This is a genomic window from Chitinophaga varians, from assembly GCF_014529945.1.
Classification (GTDB): Bacteria; Bacteroidota; Bacteroidia; order Chitinophagales; family Chitinophagaceae; genus Chitinophaga; species Chitinophaga varians.
This window is the reverse complement of sequence record NZ_JACVFB010000007.1, coordinates 487,270-507,236: the sequence shown is the minus strand read 5'-3', so window position 1 is coordinate 507,236 and position 19,967 is coordinate 487,270. Positions and strand designations below refer to the sequence as shown.

The 19,967-nt window shown below is 52.1% G+C and carries 14 protein-coding genes; 8 read left to right on the top strand and 6 right to left on the bottom strand.

Features of this window, described 5'->3' with window-relative positions; translation table 11 throughout:
• Nucleotides 1-29 precede the first annotated feature (29 nt).
• The 7 genes from ICL55_RS30785 to ICL55_RS30755 all read left to right on the top strand — a co-directional run bounded on the left by ICL55_RS30785 (nucleotide 30) and on the right by ICL55_RS30755 (nucleotide 12,426).
• Nucleotides 30-1,751 carry an FAD-dependent oxidoreductase gene (locus ICL55_RS30785; protein ID WP_188104990.1) on the top strand — a complete coding sequence of 574 codons (1,722 nt, stop codon included), beginning with the start codon at nucleotides 30-32 and terminating at the stop codon, nucleotides 1,749-1,751.
• A 148-nt stretch (nucleotides 1,752-1,899) separates the two neighbouring features.
• Nucleotides 1,900-2,493: an RNA polymerase sigma-70 factor gene (locus tag ICL55_RS30780; protein ID WP_188104988.1), complete on the top strand. Its 594-nt coding sequence runs from the start codon at nucleotides 1,900-1,902 to the stop codon at nucleotides 2,491-2,493.
• Between the two features lie 69 nt (nucleotides 2,494-2,562).
• The gene (locus ICL55_RS35320) at nucleotides 2,563-3,726 is read left to right on the top strand and encodes a FecR domain-containing protein (RefSeq protein WP_188104986.1); all 1,164 of its coding nucleotides are present in this window, start codon (nucleotides 2,563-2,565) and stop codon (nucleotides 3,724-3,726) included.
• Nucleotides 3,727-4,045: 319 nt separating this feature from the next.
• The gene (locus ICL55_RS30770; RefSeq protein ID WP_188104984.1) at nucleotides 4,046-7,300 is read left to right on the top strand and encodes a TonB-dependent receptor; all 3,255 of its coding nucleotides are present in this window, start codon (nucleotides 4,046-4,048) and stop codon (nucleotides 7,298-7,300) included.
• Between the two features lie 18 nt (nucleotides 7,301-7,318).
• Entirely contained in the window at nucleotides 7,319-8,905 is a 1,587-nt protein-coding gene (locus tag ICL55_RS30765) for a RagB/SusD family nutrient uptake outer membrane protein (RefSeq protein WP_188104982.1), read from the top strand.
• 5 nt (nucleotides 8,906-8,910) lie between these two features.
• Nucleotides 8,911-10,971 carry a glycoside hydrolase family 2 protein gene (locus ICL55_RS30760; protein WP_246496729.1) on the top strand — a complete coding sequence of 687 codons (2,061 nt, stop codon included), beginning with the start codon at nucleotides 8,911-8,913 and terminating at the stop codon, nucleotides 10,969-10,971.
• 9 nt (nucleotides 10,972-10,980) lie between these two features.
• Nucleotides 10,981-12,426: an alpha-L-fucosidase gene (locus ICL55_RS30755; protein ID WP_223151644.1), complete on the top strand. Its 1,446-nt coding sequence runs from the start codon at nucleotides 10,981-10,983 to the stop codon at nucleotides 12,424-12,426.
• 144 nt (nucleotides 12,427-12,570) lie between these two features.
• On the opposite strand, the gene ICL55_RS30750 is transcribed toward ICL55_RS30755, so the two are convergent.
• The 4 genes from ICL55_RS30750 to ICL55_RS30735 all read right to left on the bottom strand — a co-directional run bounded on the left by ICL55_RS30750 (nucleotide 12,571) and on the right by ICL55_RS30735 (nucleotide 15,859).
• Nucleotides 12,571-13,566 (bottom strand): S1C family serine protease, encoded by a 996-nt coding sequence (locus ICL55_RS30750; protein WP_188104979.1) that lies wholly within the window; start codon nucleotides 13,564-13,566, stop codon nucleotides 12,571-12,573.
• Nucleotides 13,567-13,666: 100 nt separating this feature from the next.
• Complete coding sequence (locus tag ICL55_RS30745; protein WP_188104977.1) at nucleotides 13,667-14,071, bottom strand: VOC family protein; 405 nt, start codon at nucleotides 14,069-14,071, stop codon at nucleotides 13,667-13,669.
• A gap of 171 nt (nucleotides 14,072-14,242) precedes the next feature.
• Entirely contained in the window at nucleotides 14,243-15,031 is a 789-nt protein-coding gene (locus ICL55_RS30740) for a TlpA family protein disulfide reductase (RefSeq protein ID WP_188104975.1), read from the bottom strand.
• A 171-nt stretch (nucleotides 15,032-15,202) separates the two neighbouring features.
• A complete protein-coding gene (locus ICL55_RS30735; protein ID WP_188104973.1) occupies nucleotides 15,203-15,859 on the bottom strand; it encodes an NAD(P)-dependent oxidoreductase in 657 nt (218 codons plus the stop codon).
• Between the two features lie 164 nt (nucleotides 15,860-16,023).
• Here ICL55_RS30735 and ICL55_RS30730 point away from each other — a divergent pair, with 164 nt between their 5' ends.
• Nucleotides 16,024-16,659 (top strand): 4'-phosphopantetheinyl transferase family protein, encoded by a 636-nt coding sequence (locus ICL55_RS30730; RefSeq protein ID WP_188104970.1) that lies wholly within the window; start codon nucleotides 16,024-16,026, stop codon nucleotides 16,657-16,659.
• Between the two features lie 46 nt (nucleotides 16,660-16,705).
• Here the strand turns inward: ICL55_RS30730 and ICL55_RS35495 are convergent, their stop codons facing one another.
• Both ICL55_RS35495 and ICL55_RS30725 read right to left on the bottom strand, forming a co-directional pair.
• Nucleotides 16,706-16,837 (bottom strand): hypothetical protein, encoded by a 132-nt coding sequence (locus tag ICL55_RS35495; protein ID WP_281392639.1) that lies wholly within the window; start codon nucleotides 16,835-16,837, stop codon nucleotides 16,706-16,708.
• Entirely contained in the window at nucleotides 16,821-19,961 is a 3,141-nt protein-coding gene (locus tag ICL55_RS30725) for a lantibiotic dehydratase (protein ID WP_188104968.1), read from the bottom strand. The genes ICL55_RS35495 and ICL55_RS30725 overlap by 17 nt, the downstream gene beginning before the upstream one ends.
• Between the last annotated feature and the right edge of the window lie 6 nt (nucleotides 19,962-19,967).

Here is a 19,967-nt window from a genome sequence, read left to right as displayed (position 1 = left end):
AAATGGGTAAATGATAAAATAGCTAAATAATGAAACGGAGGAACTTTTTAGAGATGCTGGCGCTAAGTAGTGGCGCTGTGATAGCACAGCCTGCGCTGGGATTGGCGCAGGAGAAAAAACAGCAGGCGAGGGCGAAAGGGAAAGGAAAGGCTAAGCCGGAAACCATTACCGCCGATGTGATAATTGCCGGTGGCGGACTGGGGGGCGTGTCGGCAGCACTGGCGGCGCTGCATAACCAGCAAACAGTGGTGCTGACAGAAGAGACGGAATGGATAGGCGGACAGCTTACCCAGCAGGGCGTGCCGCCTGACGAACACCCGTGGATTGAAACCCATGGAGCGCCTGCCCGTTATCGTGAACTGAGAAACCGTATCCGTGAATACTATGTCCGCAACTATCCACTCACGGCCGATGCCCGGCAACGGACGCACCTGAATCCGGGCGACGGCTCCGTGTCCAGGCTCTGTCATGAGCCTAAAGTGGCCTTGGCCGTGATGCTGGATATGCTGACGCCTTTTATCAGCAACGGCCAACTGGTGTTGCTCATCGATACCAAAGTGGTGCGTGCGAACGTGTCGGGCAACAAGGTATTGTCGCTTGCCGCGGAGGACCTGCGCCATCATCGGGAGATGGTCTTACAGGGCAGCTATTTTGTGGATGCCACCGAAATGGGGGACCTGCTGCCCTTGACCGGCACCGAGTTTGTGACCGGTACTGAATCCAGGCAGGAAACGGGGGAACTGCATGCCCCCGAAAAAGGTAATCCGGAAAACAACCAGGCTTTCACCGTTTGTTTTGCGTTGGACTATGTGCCTGGTGGCAACTTCGTCATCGAAAAGCCCGCAGAGTACGAGTTCTGGCGGAACCATGTGCCGAAGCTCACACCTGCCTGGTCGGGCAGGCAGCTGGACCTGCACTATTCAGATCCGCGTACGCTGAAACCTAAATTGCTGGGTTTCCATCCGGAAGGCATCGCCACCGGCGATGCGCTGAACCTGTGGAACTATCGCCGTATTATCAACAAAGGCAACTTCGAAGAAGGGATGTACAGCGGTGATGTGACCATCGTCAACTGGCCACAGAATGATTATATGCTGGGCAATCTGATCGGCGCCAGTCCGGAGCAATTCCATCATCATGTGGAGCGGGCCAAACAACTCAATCTGTCGCTGATCTACTGGCTGCAAACCGAAGCGCCCCGCCCTGACGGCGGTAAGGGCTGGCCCGGCATCCGTTTGCGTAAAGACATCATGGGCACCGCCGACGGGATGGCCAAATATCCCTATATCCGGGAGGCACGGCGTATTAAAGCAGTGTTCACCGTGCTGGAAGAACATGTGGGCGCTGAACAACGCGCACAAAAAAGTGGTCAGACACAGCAACCGACCGCGGCAACTTTCCACGACAGCGTAGGAGTGGGGTATTATCATATAGACCTGCATCCCAGTTGTGCTGGCGTCAACTACGTTGACTTTGGCTCTTTGCCTTATCAGATCCCGCTCGGCGCCTTGTTGCCTCAACGGATGGAGAACCTGTTGCCCGCCAATAAGAACATAGGCACTACGCACATCACCAATGGCTGTTACCGTGTTCATCCGACAGAATGGAGCATTGGCGAGGCGGTGGGCAACCTCATCGCTTTTGCCCGCAGTAAAAACGTGACACCTCGCCAGGTAAGGGAACAAGCGCCATTGCTGCAGGAGTTTCAGGATTATATCCGTGCCAGGGGCGTGGAAACAGCGTGGACCTGACCATTTTGGTATTTAATTATTCTGATATTGACCTTTCGTATGTAAGGCTGCCTCTTATAAAGAGGTAGCCTTATTTTTTTAGGGAACTATGCCAACGAAACCCAATATCAAAATATCCAAATAACCAAATTGTTTTATATTGTGCACTGTGAAAATATACGAGGACAGGATACTTTTTTCGCGGATTGCAGGTGGGGATGAAGCAGCGTTTCGAATACTGTATCATCGTTATAATGCAGTGCTGTCCGTATCTGTGCGGAAAATACTCCGTTCTGAAGAAGCTGCGCTGGAGGTGCTGCAGGAAGTATTCCTGAAAGTATGGCAGCTGCGGCATACGCTGGAAGATATCGACAATCCGGCCGGATGGATGTACACCATCGCCTCTAATTATTCCCTCTCTGCCCTCAGAAAAATGGCCCGTGAAAAACTCCGGGTAGAAGCCATTACGCATGATGATATAGAAGACCATGAAGATATGACTGCCGGATTCCGGGTAAAGGAATTGCAGTTGCACATACGGAACGCCATCGACCAGCTGCCGGCTTCGCGCCGTGAGGTGTTTATCCTGAACACGCAGGAGGGCAAGTCCCGCCGGGAGATCGCCGAAGCACTGGCTATCTCCGAACATACCGTGAAAAACCAGCTCGTCACCGCCCGGAAATTTATCCGGGAATATCTGGAAAAACACACCGGTGACTGTCTCCCTGTCTTCCTGATAGGGGTGATGTTAAGAATTTTTTAATTTTTTTTCGGACGACGTAGTACACCTGGAATTTTTGAGCGTCTGATTACGTAAAAGCGGGAGACCACAGTGGAAGCAAAAGAGTATTACAGGTTTTTGTTGCAGCGATATGGCGCTGGCATCGCCACACCGGCGGAGGAGGAGGAGCTGTTTGCCGAACTGGGGAAACAGTCCGACGACGCGGAATGGGTGGCTATGCTCAACGAGCTGCATGCACATACCGACGCAGACCCGCAATACGATCCGGCGGAATATGAGCCGGTGCTGCAAAGTATTTTGCAGCACGGAAACGCAGTCCGTGTACGTCCGATACGCCGCATGCGCCGTTGGGTGGCCGCTGCAGCCGCAGCTTTGTTGCTCATGGCTGCCGGCAGTTACTGGCTGCTGCCTACGCGGACATCATCGCCGGCAACACCGGTAGTGGTGGGGGCAGATGTGCAGCCAGGTAAGAATGGCGCCGTGCTCACGCTGGCCAATGGCCAGCAGGTAGTGCTGGACAACCGCGATGATGGCCTGATCAGCAGTGCGCAGGGCACACAGGTGATCTTAAAAAACGGACAGGTGGAATATCAGCCGTCCGGCACCGGTGCTCCCGAGAGCAATACGCTGCATACGCCGAGAGGACGTAAGTTCAGAATGCAATTGCCCGATGGTACCCTGGTATGGCTCAATGCCGCCAGTGCCCTCACTTTTCCCACTGCCTTCACCGGCACGGAAAGGAAAGTGGAACTTACCGGGGAAGCCTATTTTGAAGTGACGAAAGGGAAAACACCTTTTGTGGTGACGCTGAGTAATAAAACGTCCGTGACAGTGTTGGGCACCCATTTCAATGTCAGTGCCTACGCCGATGATCCGGGTATCAGCACCACGTTGCTGGAAGGGGCCGTTCGTGTGAACGTGCCGGAACACCCCAGTGTACTGAAGCCCGGCCAACAACTGTTGTTCGACAAAGGAGCCGGCACGGTGGCACTCCATCATCACGTTGATACCGCTGCTGTAATGGCATGGAAAAATGGCGTGCTGAATTTCCAGGATAAAAAATTAACGACCGTCATCGCGATGATAGCGCGCTGGTACGATATAGAAGTAACTTATACCACCACGCCGCCCGACATAACTTTTGTTGGGGAGATAGGCAGTGATGTAAATCTTTCAAGTGTATTAACTTTTTTAAAGGAATCTGGAGTAGCATTCCGGTTAGAGAACAGAACATTGATCATTGGGAAACAGTAAACAATCGAATCTAAAGCTAGATCTAAATCAACCAGTAACCGTGCCCGCTGGCGGGCCGTTATGGAAAAAACAGTGAACAACAATTTCAAATATCAGTCTGATGTCTGCCTGTAATAGAAAACCGAAAGTGCTTCGACCCACTTCCGGCTGGATGGTTACAGTCATGCAAAAACGTTGAGTGTTCCAGAACACCATTTTTTACAAGCCAAACCACTGCAAAGTTATGCAAAAAACTGCTCTTTGCAACCAGGCGTGCTATGCCCCTGTGCCAACAGGAAGCCGTGTCCGTCAAGGGTTGCCAACCAAAATGCTGTTAGTCATGAAGCTGACTTTTTTCTTCCTTACCGCTGTAATGTTGCAAGCCAGTGCCGTCGGATATGCCCAGCTGATCACCTGGTCGGGCAGGAATGTGCCGGTGGAAAAAATTTTCGGTATCATCCGGCAACAATCCGGTTATACCATCGTCGCCAGCAGGGACGTGCTACAGAAAGCACGCCCGGTAACCATCTCCGCGGAGAACATGCCGGTGACCGAATTCCTCGATCTGGTGCTGAGAGATCAGCCGCTGAAGTATGTGATCGAAAACAAATCCATTTTTATTTCTCCTAAAACAACCAACCATACCGCTCCTGCTTCCATCACCCTGGAAGCGGCCGCACCGCTGGACATCAAAGGCAGGGTTACCGACGTAAGCGGTAGCCCCCTGCCCGGCGTTTCGGTAAGGGTGAAAGGTACCGCACAAGGCGCCTCTACCGGCGCTGATGGCGGCTTCGCACTGCGCGTGCCCGCTGAAGGACCCGTAGTATTGCAGTTCACCTACCTGGGCATGGTGCCCCAGGAAGTAACCGTATCCGCCAGTACCACGCTCAACATCACCATGAAAATGGCGGTGGAACAACAGAATGAAGTGGTGGTAGTGGGATATGGCACCAAAAAAAGAAGCGATGTCACCGGCTCTATTTCTTCCGTACCTACCGAACGTCTTAAAAATCTGCCTGTGACCAACGTATTGCAGGCAGTACAGGGCTCTGCCGCCGGTATCAATATCGTCAACAATACCAGCAAACCAGGCAGCTCCCCTGCATTCTATCTCCGTGGCATGAAATCCATCAACGCCAGCAACGCACCGCTGATCGTACTGGACGGTGTGCCCTTCGGCGGTACCTATAACGACATCAACCCGAATGATATCGCTTCCATCGATGTACTGAAAGATGTTTCCGCTACGGCTATCTACGGCGCCCGCGGCGCCAACGGTGTGATCATGATCACCACCAAAAGAGGGAAGTCCGGTAAACCCGTGATCTCCTATAACGGTTATGCCGGTCCGGAATTTCAATCGAATGTAATGAAGAACATGAACGGAGAACAATACCGTACCAAAAACCACTGGTACAACATCCAGGCGGGCCGTCCAACGGCGCCCGACCTGCCATACCTCTCCGAACAGACCAACTACGCCAACGGCGCACCGGAAGTGAACTGGCAGAAAGAAATAGGCCAGCAGGGCTACATCCAGAGCCATGAAGTGAGCCTTTCCGGCGGCACCGACAACGTAAAATATTACGTGTCCGGCACCTACCTCAAACAGGAAGGTACCATTAAAGGGTTCCAGTTCAACCGTAGCAGCATCCGCGCTAATATAGACGCGAACATCACCTCCTGGCTGAAAACAGGGCTGAACATGTTCCTCGTCAACAACAACAGCGACGGCGGTAAAGCCACCCTCTTCGACGCCAACTCCCTGAGCCCTTACGGTACGCTGTACAACGCGAAAGGGGACTATGAAGTATACCCCATCGCGCCGCAGACACTGTACCAAAGCCCGCTGGTGAACACCTACAACCCTGGCCTGAACCGCAACAAAAACATGTCGGCCAGCGGATATGCGGAAGTGGCGCCCGGTTTTGTGAAAGGCCTCAAATACCGCGTGAACGGGTCCTACGGTTACAGACCAACGCGCACCGCCGATTACTTCGGCCGCAAAGCCGGCGACCAGCTGGGTTCTGCGGAGGTATACAATGAAGAAACCAAACAATGGATCGTAGAAAACCTGTTGACCTACGCGACCAGTTTCAATAAACACGGTCTGGACTTCACCGCCCTGTACAGTGCTCAGCGCGATGAACTGTTCTCCACCAGGCTCAAAGCCAATTCCTTCATCAACGATAACCTCGACTTTAACAACCTCACCGCGGGTCAGGTACAGAAAACAGAATCAAAATATACCGGCAGCAGCCTGCTGTCGCAGATGTTCCGCGCCAACTATACCTACGACAGCCGTTACCTGGTGACAGCCACTATCCGCCGCGACGGTTTCTCCGGCTTCGGCCAGAATAACAAATACGGCGTGTTCCCCTCGGTAGCGGTAGGCTGGAATGTACACAACGAAAAGTTTATGGCCGCCACCGCACCGGTGATCTCGCAGCTGAAACTGCGCGCTTCCTACGGTAAATCCGGTAACCAGGCCATCGGCGCCTATCAGACAATGACAAGGCTGAACACCGCCCAATACATCTACGACGGTATCACGACCATCGGCGTCGTGCCCGATGTTCTCGGTAACCCCAACCTCAAATGGGAAACGACCAAAGGCCTCAACGTAGGCATCGACTTCGCCCTGTGGAACAACCGCTTAAGCGGTACCATCGAGGCGTACAGCACCAACACCTACGATCTGTTGCTCAGCCGGAAAATACCAGCGATCAGCGGTTATACTTCCGTGTTCGATAACATCGGTAAAACAGCCAACAAAGGCCTCGAAATATTACTCAACAGCCGTAACGTCCAATCGGATAATTTCACCTGGCAAACATCTTTCAATATCTCTTTCAACAAAAACAAAGTGGTATCACTGTATGGAGATAACAAAGATGATATCACCAACAACCTGTTTATCGGTAAACCACTGTTAGGCATATACGATTATACCATGGTGGGCATCTGGCAGGAAGGAGAAGACATGAAAATAGACCCGGGCGCAAAACCAGGCTACATCAAGTTCCTGGACCGTGATGGCAACGGTAAAATTGATGCGGCCGACCGCTCTTATCTGGGCACACAATTGCCTAAATACATCGCCGGCCTCACCAACACATTTACCTACAAAAACTTATCACTGAATATCTTTATTCAGGATGTACATGGACTGCTGCGTCCAAACAGCTTCCTCGACAACCGCGACCAGGGCGGCACGGTGAACCTGCCTGCTGAAATCCCTTACTGGACATCGGAGAATAAAATCAATACGAATCCGTCGCTGGTATATACCAATCCCAGAGGATATAAATACGCGCAGGACCCTTCCTTTATCCGTATCAAAGACGTAACGCTGAGTTACACCTTCGATAAAAAAATGCTGGAGCGTTCTAAAATCGGTAACCTGATGATGTATGTGAGCGGCCGAAATCTGGGCACGTTCACCAAATGGAATGGCTGGGACCCGGAAACAGCGCCTTCCGGCCAGGTGTCCACTGCCGCCAAGCTGAATAACGGCCAGGGTGGCGGGCAACAGAGCTCCGACTTCTATCCGCTGTCAGCCACTATCGTGTTTGGCGTTAACATCAGTCTGTAATTTTAAATAGGTAAGACCATGAAGAAATCATCTTATATATACGGTATCTTGCTGGCAGGCCTGGTTATCACCGGCAGCACATCCTGCAGCAAACATTTCCTCGATGAAGAACTGAAATCCCAATATGCACCAGACAACACGCTGGTGGACGAACTGGGCTTTGAAGCCGCCAGCACCGGTATGCAAAGCATTGTCCGTAATGACTACGGCAATATCCAGGGGCTGCTCGCTACTTTTTATGTAGGCACCGACATGGCCATTACCGGTCAGCCCAACACAGTACAGGCGCCCTACGAAGATTACCGCAACCTCAACTCGCAGACCGGTTCCCTGTCCAACATCTGGAACTGGAACTACCGCGTGATCAATGCGGCGAATAACATCATCGTCAGCACCGACAACCCGAAAGCCACGCTCACACCACAGCAACGTGCTTTTTATAAAGCGGAGGCCAGCTTCTTCCGGGCATATGCTTACAATCAGCTGTCCATCCTCTTCGGCGGCGTGCCTATCGTCAAAGAACCGGTGACCGTGCCACGTACGGATTATACCCGTGCGTCTGAAGCAGAAGTGGTAGATTTTATCGTCAGCGACCTCACCTTCGCGGAAGCTAATCTGCCTGACCCGGCTAACGTGAAGAAACAAGGCCGTATCAATAAATTTGCTGCCTCCCAGCTGCTGGCAGAGGCGCTGCTGCGTGCCAACAAACCCGCTGACGCGGAAGCTGCCGCCAAACGGGTCATCGACAGCAAATTTTTTACACTCATCACCGCCCGCTACGGCACCAAAGCCTCCCTGCCCGGTGATCCTTTCGCGGATATGTTTACCTACGGTAACATGCGCCGCAGCCAGGGCAACACGGAAGCGATCTGGGTGATCGAGCAACAATACAACATCCCCGGTGGTGGCAGCACAGAATTTGATCAGCGCCGCCGCGAATGGGGGCCTTTCTATGTGAACGTGCAGGGCATGAAAGTAGCTGATACGCTCGGAGGCCGCGGTATCGGCAGGATAAGGCCCACCAACTGGTGGACATACGAGCTGTATGAGAAAACCGACATGCGTAATTCTCCCTACAATATCCGCCGTACTTATTATTACAACGATCCTGCTTTTTCTAAGTACGGTCAACAGGTATTCCCTACCGGTTTTGATACCATTCAGAACATGTACGCACATACGACGAAATGGTACGAGTTCCAGCCACAGGACATCCAGGGGGCACAGTCTTACAAAGACCGTATCCAGATGCGCCTGGGTGAAACTTACCTGTTGTTGGCAGAAGCACAGCTGTTACAGGGCCGTAATGCCGATGCTGCTGCCAGCATCAACGTCATCCGTGGCCGTGCGAAGGCTACGCCGGTACAGCCTGCGGAAGTAACGATGGACTATCTCCTCGATGAAAGGGCCCGTGAACTGACAGCGGAAGAATTGAGAAGGCTCACGCTCATCCGCACCAAAAAGCTGGTGGAGCGCGTACGTAAATACAATCCGAAAGTAGCGCCTACCATCGCCGATTTTAACATACACCTGCCTATCCCGCAATCGGAGATCGATGTGAATAAAGATGCGGTGCTGACGCAGAACGACGGTTATCAGAAATAATTTTTATGAAGAAATTTTCACTGGCCGCTATGCTGTGCGTATCCCTGTTTTCACGGGGATACGCGCAGGAAGGCCGCAGCGTATTGCCTTTCAACGATGGCTGGGCTTTTCGCAAAGGAGCGCTCACCACTGACAAAAATCAGCCGGACACCGGCTGGATGAATGTAACGGTGCCGCATACCTGGAATAACAAGGATATGCAGGAAGGTAAAAACTTCTATGCCGGCGAAGCCTGCTACCGCAAGGTGTTTACGGTGAACCCGCAATGGAAGGGCAAACGCCTGTTCCTGCGTTTTGAAGGCGTGGGTTCCGTTGCCAGTCTGTATGTCAACAACCGGCTGATAGGGGAGCATAAAGGCTCTTATTCCGCTTTCTGTTATGAGATCACCCATTCGGTGAAATACGGCGAAGAGAACACTTTTGTGGTGAAAGCCAACAACAGCGCCCGTGAAGATGTGTTGCCCATCAATCATTTCCTGTTTGGTATCTTCGGCGGTATCTACCGGCCGGTAAGCCTGATCATTACCAACGATATCCATATCACCACAACGGATTATGCCTCACCGGGTATCTATATCCGCCAGGGTGAGGTCAGCGCACAAAAGGCTGCGATCAGTGTGACCGCCAAGATAGAAAACAAACAGCTGCATCATAAAGACATCACGGTGCAGACGGTCATCAAAGACCGTCAGGGTAAGCAGGTGGCGGCCAACAGTAAAAAAGTCAATGTCAGTCCGCAGGGTATCAATATCATCCGGCAGGACCTGCTGCTCAACCAGCCACATTTATGGAACGGCCGGAAAGACCCCTACCTGTATTCGCTCACCACTACGGTGATGGCCGATGGTAAAGTACTGGACGCGGTCACGCAGCCGTTGGGCATCCGTCGTTTTGAAGTGGTGCCCGGCAAAGGATTTTTCCTGAATGGGCAGCCTTATGTGATGCATGGCGTTACCCGCCACCAGGAATGGCAGGACTATGGCAACGCGCTGTCCAATGCGCAACATAAAGCAGACCTGGACCTGATCGGGGAGATAGGTGCTACCGCTATCCGCTTCGCCCATTATCAACAGGCGGAGTACCTGTACGCGCAGTGTGATAGCATGGGCTTTGTGATATGGGCGGAAATACCTTTCGTAAATAATTCTTCCGGTAAAGAAGGGGATAATGCCAAGCAGCAGCTGACAGAACTGATCCGGCAGAATTTTAACCATCCGGCTATTTATGTATGGGGACTGCACAACGAAGTATACGCCAAAACACCTGATGAACATGTGGCCGTGCTCACGCGCCAGTTGAACGACCTGGCCAAAACAGAAGACCCTGACCGTTATACCACCGCTGTCAGCGGTTATGGGGAGATGGACCGCCCGGCGAACCTGGCAGCCGATATACAAGGCATGAACCGCTACTATGGCTGGTATGAAGGCAAGATCGAAGATATTGAAGGCTGGGTGAAGGGACTGGAACAAAAATATCCGGACTATAAACTGATGCTGACGGAATATGGCGCAGATGGTAATATCCATCAGCACACCGATTCACTGTCCACCAACTTTAATCCGGTAAACGGTCAATTTTTTCCTGAGACCTATCAGACGGCCACACACGTAAAACAGTGGGCAGTTATTGAGCAACATCCTTATATTGCTGCGTCTTACCTGTGGAACACCTTCGAGTTTGCCGTGCCCATGTGGAACAGAGGTGGCGTAAATGCCCGTAACCTGAAAGGGCTGATCACCTATGACCGCAAACAGAAAAAAGACGCTTTCTTCTGGTACAAAGCCAACTGGAACCCGGAGCCGATGATCTACATTGCAGAGCGTCGTCACAACATCCGTAAGCAGGCAAAGGTACAGGTGGAAGTATTCAGTAATATGGAGAAGGTCACCCTTTCCGTGAATAACGGGAAACCATTGACCGGTAAGCAGGGAGCTAATAAAAGAGATATTCTTTTTGATGACGTTATCCTGCAACCCGGCAGTAATACCATCACCGCCACTGGTGTTCAGCACGGGAAGATATTAACAGACACGATCACCTGGCAATTACAGGCATCAGAATAAAACAGGACCATGATGATGAATAAAATGATTACCGGCATTCTGACCGCCGCCTGCTGTACTTTCATGCTGCAGGCTACGGCGCAGGAAAAGCTGCCGAAAAAAGATACCATTCCACTCCTGCATGGCGCGCACCGGACAGGCAACCGCACCGATGCTGATATGGCCCGCTGGCGGTCACTCCGCTTCGGACAGTTCATTCACTGGGGACTGTACGCCATCCCCGGCGGGGAATGGAAAGGCAAGACCTATAACGGCGCTGCCGAATGGATACGTTCGTGGAAAGAAATGCCGCACGAGGACTATGATCGGTTGTTCCGTCAGTTTAATCCGGTAGATTTTAATCCGCAGCGGTGGGCCGCACAGGCAAAGAGCATGGGCGCCAAATACATGGTCATCACCACCAAACACCATGATGGTTTTTGTTTGTGGCCCAGTAAGTATTCAACATATACCATCGCGGCTTCCCCCTGGAAAAAAGATTTGCTGGGGCCGATGATTGATGCGTACAACAAAGCGGGCATCGATGTGCACCTGTATTTTTCCATCATCGACTGGAACCATCCCGACTATCGCGCTTCGCTGAAGAATGCCGCTGATTCCGCCGCTGGTAAACGTTTTCAGACCTTCGTCAAGAATCAGTTGACAGAACTGTTGCAGCGTTATCCCACCATTAAAGGGTTCTGGTTCGATGGCACCTGGGACGATTCCTGGAAGAATGACGGTGCTTTCAGTGATGAACTGGAGCAGCATCTGCAATCGCTGCATCCCGGCCTGGTCATCGGCAGCCGCCTGCGCGCCGATGAAAAAGGGGCCCGCCACTTCGATTCCAACGGCCGCCTGATGGGCGACTATGAGCAGGGCTGGGAAAGGAAGCTGCCGGCGACGATAGACGACGTGCATGGCAACGACTGGGAGGCGGTAATGACCGTGCCGGAGAACCAATGGGGCTATCATGCCAAATGGGCCGGGCACGTCAAGACAGTCAATGAAATACTGGAGATGCTGGTGAAGAGCGTATCGCTCAACGGCAACTTTGTGCTCAACTTCGGTCCCAAAGCAGACGGTACTTATCGTGCCGAAGAGCATCTGCTGATGGAAGGTATTGGTGAATGGATGAAAGTCAATGGGGACGCTGTTTATAGTGGCACCTATGCCGGTTTTGAAAAGCAGGACTGGGGCTATTACATTCGTAAAGCCGGAACCGACAGCGTGTATATGGTGGTATTTAATATACCCGTTTCCGGTAGTCTGCGGGTGAAGCTGCCGGCACGTACCGAACTGACAGGCGTGTCTATACCAGCAGGCAGTACTGCCCTTACGCCGGAGTGGATTGGCCGCAACGAATATTTCATTCATCTGCCCAACAAAACAGCGAATTCACCGATGGTCATCTTACTAAAAACGGTTGTTGGAGAACATAAGGAGAAGGGAAATTTTGAAAAAGCCAAAACGTGACATGTAGGGATTTTTTGATGTACGATTTTTTGATTTCGTGGATCACAATACGAATAAACAGAGAAGACCGAAGCAAATTCAATTCGCTTCGGTCTTCTCTGTTTATCAGATGATGAAATCAAAAAATCGTACATCAAAAAATCCCTACATATCATTTGGTCCCGGCGTAACGGTGATGGTTACCTTGTGCCCGCCGCGGAGCACGTCTATCGGCACTTTGCGGCCGATTTGTTTTTCGGTGAGCAGCTGATGCATGTCATCCACGGTAGCTACGGGGATGTTGTCGAAAGCCACGATGATATCGCCGGTATGTAACTGGCTGTTGTCATAGTTGCCGTCAGGAACGGTTTCCACAATGTATACGCCGCTTTGTGTGGTGAGTTTATTGGCGGCGATCATGCGGGCCGTGAGCTTCACCGGTTGAGCAGCGATGCCGAGCTGTGCGCGTCTGACTCTTCCGTGCAGGATGAGCTGACCGGCTATCTGGGCAGCGAGGTTGGATGAGATGGCGAAACATAGTCCCTGTGCGGCCGGTATCATAGCGGTGTTAACACCGATGATCTGTCCGAGGGAGTTGACCAGCGGTCCGCCGCTGTTGCCCGGGTTGAGTGCCGCGTCGGTTTGAATGACGTTGTCGATCAGCCTGCCGTTGCTGGCGCGGAGCGTGCGGCCCAACGCACTGACCACGCCGGCAGTAACGGTGTATTGCAGGCCCATGGGATTACCGATGGCGATAGCGATCTGTCCTACCTGTAAGGCAGCAGAATCCGCGAAAGACAAAGCTTTTAGCCCGGTTTCATCAATTTTGAGCACCGCAATATCAGTAGAAGGGTCGGCGCCTTTTATTTCTGCGTTGACTTTCCTGCCGTCAACAAAAGAAACGCGGATGCTTTCCGCCTTTTCTATCACGTGATTATTCGTGATGATAAAGCCGTCAGAAGAAATGATGAAGCCCGATCCCGAGCCGCCCTGCGTTTTTCTTTCCGGGTTGCGTCTGTCGTTGACAGGACGTTGTACTTCAATGTGTACAACGGATTCGGCGACCGTGCCTACCACACCGGTAACCGTTTGAGAATATGCATCCAGTAAACCGGCATCGTTTACCGGATGATGTGCTAAGAAAGTGAGTGCATTTTCCATAATGGATCAGGCGCTCAAATATGCATCCAGAATAAATTTCCGCCTTTTTGGCAAGGCACGCCCGAACATGCTGCCAGATTGGTCAGGACGACTGTCAATTTTACTGATGACCGTTCAGGGAATAGAGGATCCAATAGAAGCCATATTTATCTTTCAGCGCCGCTATTTTACCGGCGTAAAAATCATGCACCGGCCTGGTCCGCTCGCCGCCGGCCGACAACTTCTCAAAAGCTTCCTCCAGTTCCTCGCCCGTATCGCAGGTGAGATTAATGCTGATATTGTTGCCGGAAGGATTTTCGCCCATATCTGAAGCCAGTAACAGCAGCGGTCCTTTGGTAATACTGCTGTGCAGCACATGGTCCTGTTTGTGGGCAGGCCAGTCTTTTGCCATAGGAGAATCCTTTACGATCTGTATAGTCAATTCACCACCCAGACAGGTTTGGTAGAACTTCATTGCTTCGGCACACTTGCCGTCAAAGTTGAGGTATACGTTGATCTGTGACATACCGTGGTTTTCTACAAAACTACAGCATGCTGCAAGATTGCGTCGGGGGGCGTTGCGACAATTTTAGGGGACATTACGACGCCGGGCGTCCCGGGGCTGAAGCCCTGGCTACGATTTGTTCAGGCTGTTTTGGGGAATGGTTCTTTCTTTACCTGTGGAATAACGATATTTTCAATGTTGTAGGTTATCCTCATAATCATTCAATGCATCGATAAGGTCTTCTGCGTTGCCGGCTGCTTTTTGGATAATGCCATCCCGGATGATCATATGCGTGGGATAAGATGTCACCTGTAGCGTATCGTTAAAGAATTGTTGTGTTACGGGAATGACGGCATAGTCGAATTGTTTCTTTTTTAGAAAAGCAGATAGTTGTTGCGGTGTATCAGAAGCAAGACTCAGGAAGACGATATCTTTTCTGTTTTTATTGTCCGCAACCAGCTGGTTAAGTCTGGGCATTTCATCTACGCAGGCTACGCAATGAACGAACCAACATTTCAGGACGACCGTCTTACCTGCGAGCGTGAGGCTGTCGTAATGTTTGCCGGTAAGATCGGTGAAGTCCATAGCGGGGAATTTTTTTCCCTCCCGTGCATAATCAACATACAATTGCGCGCCGGTCTGAAGAAGCACCTGCTTTGCCGAAGCGTTGGCAGACGCCGGCACCACGCAGAGCTGATAGCTGACAGCAGAATCAGTTGTTTTGAGCCGGAGAGGAAGGTAGTCGCCCGACCGGATAGCCTGAAAAAACGCGGCCCTGTCTATAGGAGCGAAGCTGGTATCAACGGCGGTGAACTTTCCATGAAGCCTGAGGTAGTCTCGTTGGTAGTATAAAAAACTCACCATGTCTTTCATGATACGATCTGCCGGGACAACCGGCTCTATTTTGTCGGCGTGGCCATTGGTGGAGCGGCAGGAGAGGATAAGTCCTGATAGCAGTAACGAAAGGAGAATAGCACGCATAAAAACGGGATATGTTATGGCTTTAAAATAATCAATTTTTAAATCCCGGAGAAGAAGCTCCCGGCTATGATTTGTTCTGGCTGTTTTTGGGGGACTAACGTCTCCCAACGCGTCAACAAAACGTTACCGTGGACTTCAGCCCCGGGATTTAAAATGATGCCTCCTCTTATGTTATGGCGTCTCTATCGACGCTACAAAAGGCGCTTTTCGTATATACGTGCTGTCTTCCAGCTGGCCGGTCAGGAAAACGGCCAGGTCTCCCGCGCGGATGCGGGGTGCGGAGCAGTCGCGCAATGATGCGCTGACGGCGCCGGTACCAGGTGTTTGCTCCAACAGCGGTATACGGACGAGCGTCCAGTTAGCTTCGCTGCGGCTGAGCAATGAGTATTCCTGTTGTTTGTCAGCGATCGTGTCGGGATACTGCTGTCGCATAAAAGCGGAGGCCTGCCGGCACCATTCGCTTTTGTCATCACCCGGAATATCTATGGACAAACCGGTCACCACGATGTAACGGGCAAGGTGATACGTTTTCATGGCCGCCAGTATATTCGCGGTGGCGCTGCTGAAGTTGGGCGGTAAGGCGCTGCCCTGGGTGCTGATCACAGCATCGCTGCCCTGTAGCCATGCTGAGACGGCATGCAGGTCCTGTACATCGCCCCGGATAACAGATACGGTGGGTGACGGGTGTAGCAGCGAAGGTTGTTGGGCGTAAAGTTTGTCCGGGTGCCGGACGAGCAATCTGAGGGCATATCCTTCGGATAACAGCTGTCTGATCAGGAATTGGCCAGCTTTGCCGGTGCCGCCTATAACGGCGATCGTTTTCTTCATAAACTTGTTTTAAGGGAAATAAAAACCAGGTACAAGACAACCTGAAAAGTGTCTTGTGTCTATAACCGGCTATGGTAGCGGTTATGCTGCGATGGTATTATTTTATGCAACAAGTTTGATGTTTTAAATATAGTCAAATCCGGGAAAAAATATATCTTCCGTTTATGGCTGTCTCGATTTATTATTCCGTTTTTGACACTCCGTTGTCAGAGCATCGTTTTGAGCGGTTGTTGGCTGTATTGCCGGAACAGGCGCGGCGAAAGGTGCTGAGGTTTTACCGTTGGGAGGATGCGCATGCCGCTCTTTTAGGTAAACATTTGTTGCTGCATGCATTTGAACAATTAGGCCGACAGGGCGACCTGGAGTCGGTATTGTATACGCCGGCGGGCCGCCCGTATTGGACGGACGGACCGGACTTCAATATTTCCCATTCCGGTAATATGGTGGTGTGTGCCGTGGATACCAGCGGCAGGGTGGGCATCGACATAGAACAAAACAGGGGCATCGATTTCCGTGATTTCAGGGAACAGTTTACGGAAAACGAGTGGCAGCAGGTGATGGGCGCTCCGGACCCGATGTGGCAATTCTATCAGTACTGGACCATGAAAGAGGCGGTGGCCAAGGCGAATGGCGTGGGCATTGTGGAATTGCCGGCAGTACATATTCTCTCCAACAGTGCGGTGGAGCTGCAGGGCTTCACCTGGACGCTGACCCCATTGACTTTACAGGAGACCTATGCCGGGCATCTGGCAACAGAAGCCAATCCGGCGTTTATTTCTATCGAAAAAATTACCTTCTGAACAGAACAAAGAGTTGCGTTACGGATGGTAACGCAACCCGGAATTGTCAGCAGTCAAATGTCCGAATAACAGTAGTAGTAGGACGAGTGACGCCAAAAGCATTCTTTTCCTGAATCGCTGTCAGTCTGGCCACTTTAATAGTGGTCAGTTTCATTTTTTTCTCATTTTTCTTTTTCATACTGTATCGATTTTATGTGATGAATAGAGCCGGTGGTAGCTTGTTGCTTCCGGATGGCGGACTGGGAAGCGTAATATTTGCTCAGGAAGTGATAGAGCACCAGTTCCTGCTTGCGCTGATTGGCGAGGAACAGGCGATTGAGGAACATGTGTATGTAGCTGGGGAGGAGGGCTCCTCTTTCGGGGAGCGGCCCGTAATGATGCAGTAGTTGCCGTATTTTTTCTGAGCGCTGCCGGAAGAAGGCCACCGCCTCCTCCACGCCATTACGCTCATCGTCGTGTGGATTCAGGATACTTTGTACTTTCCGCATCTCTTTGCGGTATTTATCGTTGAGCTGATGTAATAATGTTTTTTCTCCGCCAAACTCCCGGAAAAAGCCTTGTTGCAGATTTTCCATGAAAGCGGTTTTTTCGTCCGGCGTATACCCGAAGTCCTGCAACAGCATATCCGTGCCGCGCAGCGCCAGTTGCCAGCGATAGTCTTCTCCCTGTTCTTCGTCCAGCAGCCCGGTGATTTGCACCACCGCCTCACTGTCATAACAGAAAACCGTTTCGCTGAGCTCCATGGTGTTTTCGCCATAACGTTCTGTTTCCCGTTCATACGTGTCCGTTTGTACGCGGTATATCAGGGCTTTGCCGGAGAACTCCTGTACGGCGGCGTAGAACCGTTCCAGTACCGTTTTCCAGAAGTCGGGCTGCGTGCCGTGGTGAAAGCGGATGCGCAGGTGATGGTCCGGATCGGTGTAGCGGATAAAGAACCATTTATCGATCAGCGAGGCGTCTGTGAGTTGTTGCGCCAGCGGCTGCAGGGTTTCTTTCAGGAAATCTTCCGCGGTGCGGGTGCCGCAATATACTTTCAGGTACAGCCATTCACTGCCGGGCATAAACTGTCGCGGCGGGGGAGCTGTAGCTGAACGTGTATCCGTAGGGGTAGTTTTCTGAACGGCAGCGGTGTCATGTACCGGGATGATAAACTGATTGGTATGCCTGCCCTGCGGGCCTTCTATCCAGCAGTTTTCGGAGGTGCTGAGAAACTCCTGGATGGTGAGGGTACCGTTTTTGCGCAGCTGCCGTAAAAGCAGTTGCAGGGCAGCCTCCTGGGTAGTGTCTATCAGCAGTTCGTTGTCGCCTTCCACGATCGTTACATGGGAGGGTAGCTGCCAGCGGTTTTTGAAAGGCTGGAAAATGGCGATGGACGATTTTCCGCTGTCGAGGTCCGGCAGGTCTTTTTTATCCAGCTTCCAGGTGCATTTGGCGAGGATGATGTTGCGATAGCGTACCCGCGGGAAGAATGTTTCGCCGCCGGGGAGTAGCCAGTCCCAGCCGAGGTTGCCCAGGAAATCCTGGTATTGCAGTTCACAGAGGAATTTATACACTGGCAGGCCATTTCGATAGTTATGCGCAGTACTCATCCGTGGCACAACGATCTTATTCAGCTTACGGGACCGTAGTATGATGCGGCCTCGTTGTACGCTGATCATCAGGTCTGACAGTGGCAGCTGATGATCTTCGGGCACCTGTGAATTGGCGAGATATACGATTTCATAATCGCGCAGCTGCGGGCGCATTAAAATATTGCCGGTGCGGGCTTCCGGCAGGTGTACCACTTCCGCAAAGATTTTATCCGTTTCCTGCGCGGCTTCGCGGTCGAGGCAGGCTCTCACCTGTGCTGCCAGCTGCTCGTCGCCGTGACAGAAACGTCCCAGCAGATTAGCGGCGGAGGGGCCGGTGCAGCCATTCATTTCAAACAGGTAGTCGCCGGCATCTATGGCGGCGGCACTGGTGCCCAGCAGACTGCCCATCAGGTACATACTGTAAGGCAAGGCGGGCGTCTCTTTTTCCTGTAACGTATCCAGGTCTGCGTCTGTGAGCAGTATTTCGGTATGGTTGTCCCGCAGGCAACGGTACAGTTGCTCTTGCTGGAACCGTTGTAGCTTACTGGTGGGCCGGCCTGTGGTGGTATCGGCGCCGGCGATCATGATGTCGTCGGCCAGCGGCGTATGATCAGTATGATGTCCCAGATGGCTGCCATAGCCGATGCCCGCTTCCGGGTCCAGGGCGAGGGCAAGCGGGACTTCCTGTTCTTCATAACGGCGGCTGAAAGCCTGACTGAAATTTTCCAGGTCCGTATGGGGGCGGTGGCGCATCAGTTTACGCAGCCGCTCCACCTGGGCCATGATATCATGGACGAGGGTACGACTCAGTGTATTTTGGACTGTTGTGACAAACAGATCGGTCTGAATAAGGTCTTTTTCGCTGGTGTCGGGCACCAACGATTTCACCAGCGAATGTACGCGGCGGTATGCTTCGATACTGCTTTGCTGGTCTTGTAACAGGGACTGTATCTGGCCGAGAACGGATGGCCAGTCGCCGGTGTGCTGTAATGTTGCCGCGCGTTCGAGGAAACGCCGGAAGAACTGTTCGCCTGTAACGGTGGGTTCCAGTTCGCTGACCAGCAGTTGACTTTGCAACAGCTCTTCCGTGAAATCAGTGGCGTCGGCTTCAGTGATGCCGGCTGCTTCATCGATGAGGCTGTTGCGTATATCCTTCAGCGTGGTACCCCTGGCGGCCATATGTAGTACCGCGTCGAGGTAGTCGCTGGCGTTGACGGCCGTAAGGAAATAGTGCCGGAATTTGTTGGTCAGCTGATAGGCGGCATAACGGTAACGGCTACCTGATTTATATAAGGAGTTGTTAGGGTAGAAGAGGAGCTGCTCCCTGACTGCAGGGATAGCTGTGAAGGCGGTGACCAGTTCCGCCACATAGTTCATATCGAGCCGGCTTTGTTTGACGTGCTGTTGATAAGGACGCAGCCGGATGCCCGACTGCTCACTCACTGCGCCCGTGGCGCAGCCGGCAAACAGGCCATAGGGGGTACTGCGGCTGCTCATCCGCAACAGGTAGCGGTACAGGGAGTATACCATTTTATCATCTTCGTCTCCCTGTTCCCATTTCTCCAGTTCCTGGTATAGTTCCGGTGAGGCGATGTAGATAGCTTCACGAAGAAAAGGTTGTTGTAATAGTTGCCGGATATGTTGGGCAAGATGTGGGTGGGCCAGACTACCGGTGGTGTCTACCGGCAGGAGCGGTGTTCGGACAACATAAAAATTTTCAGCCTTGATCATGGTTTT

Excerpts from the sequence above, each read along its gene's own strand:
- ICL55_RS30785 (WP_188104990.1), top strand. The coding sequence starts at position 30 with ATGAAACGGAGGAACTTTTTAGAGATGCTGGCGCTAAGTAGTGGCGCT.
- ICL55_RS30770 (WP_188104984.1), top strand. The coding sequence starts at position 4,046 with ATGAAGCTGACTTTTTTCTTCCTTACCGCTGTAATGTTGCAAGCCAGT.
- ICL55_RS30765 (WP_188104982.1), top strand. The coding sequence starts at position 7,319 with ATGAAGAAATCATCTTATATATACGGTATCTTGCTGGCAGGCCTGGTT.
- ICL55_RS30760 (WP_246496729.1), top strand. The coding sequence starts at position 8,911 with ATGAAGAAATTTTCACTGGCCGCTATGCTGTGCGTATCCCTGTTTTCA.
- ICL55_RS30755 (WP_223151644.1), top strand. The coding sequence starts at position 10,981 with ATGATGATGAATAAAATGATTACCGGCATTCTGACCGCCGCCTGCTGT.
- ICL55_RS30750 (WP_188104979.1), bottom strand. The coding sequence starts at position 13,566 with ATGGAAAATGCACTCACTTTCTTAGCACATCATCCGGTAAACGATGCC.
- ICL55_RS30745 (WP_188104977.1), bottom strand. The coding sequence starts at position 14,071 with ATGTCACAGATCAACGTATACCTCAACTTTGACGGCAAGTGTGCCGAA.
- ICL55_RS30740 (WP_188104975.1), bottom strand. The coding sequence starts at position 15,031 with ATGCGTGCTATTCTCCTTTCGTTACTGCTATCAGGACTTATCCTCTCC.
- ICL55_RS30735 (WP_188104973.1), bottom strand. The coding sequence starts at position 15,859 with ATGAAGAAAACGATCGCCGTTATAGGCGGCACCGGCAAAGCTGGCCAA.
- ICL55_RS30730 (WP_188104970.1), top strand. The coding sequence starts at position 16,024 with ATGGCTGTCTCGATTTATTATTCCGTTTTTGACACTCCGTTGTCAGAG.
- ICL55_RS35495 (WP_281392639.1), bottom strand. The coding sequence starts at position 16,837 with ATGAAAAAGAAAAATGAGAAAAAAATGAAACTGACCACTATTAAAGTG.
- ICL55_RS30725 (WP_188104968.1), bottom strand. The coding sequence starts at position 19,961 with ATGATCAAGGCTGAAAATTTTTATGTTGTCCGAACACCGCTCCTGCCG.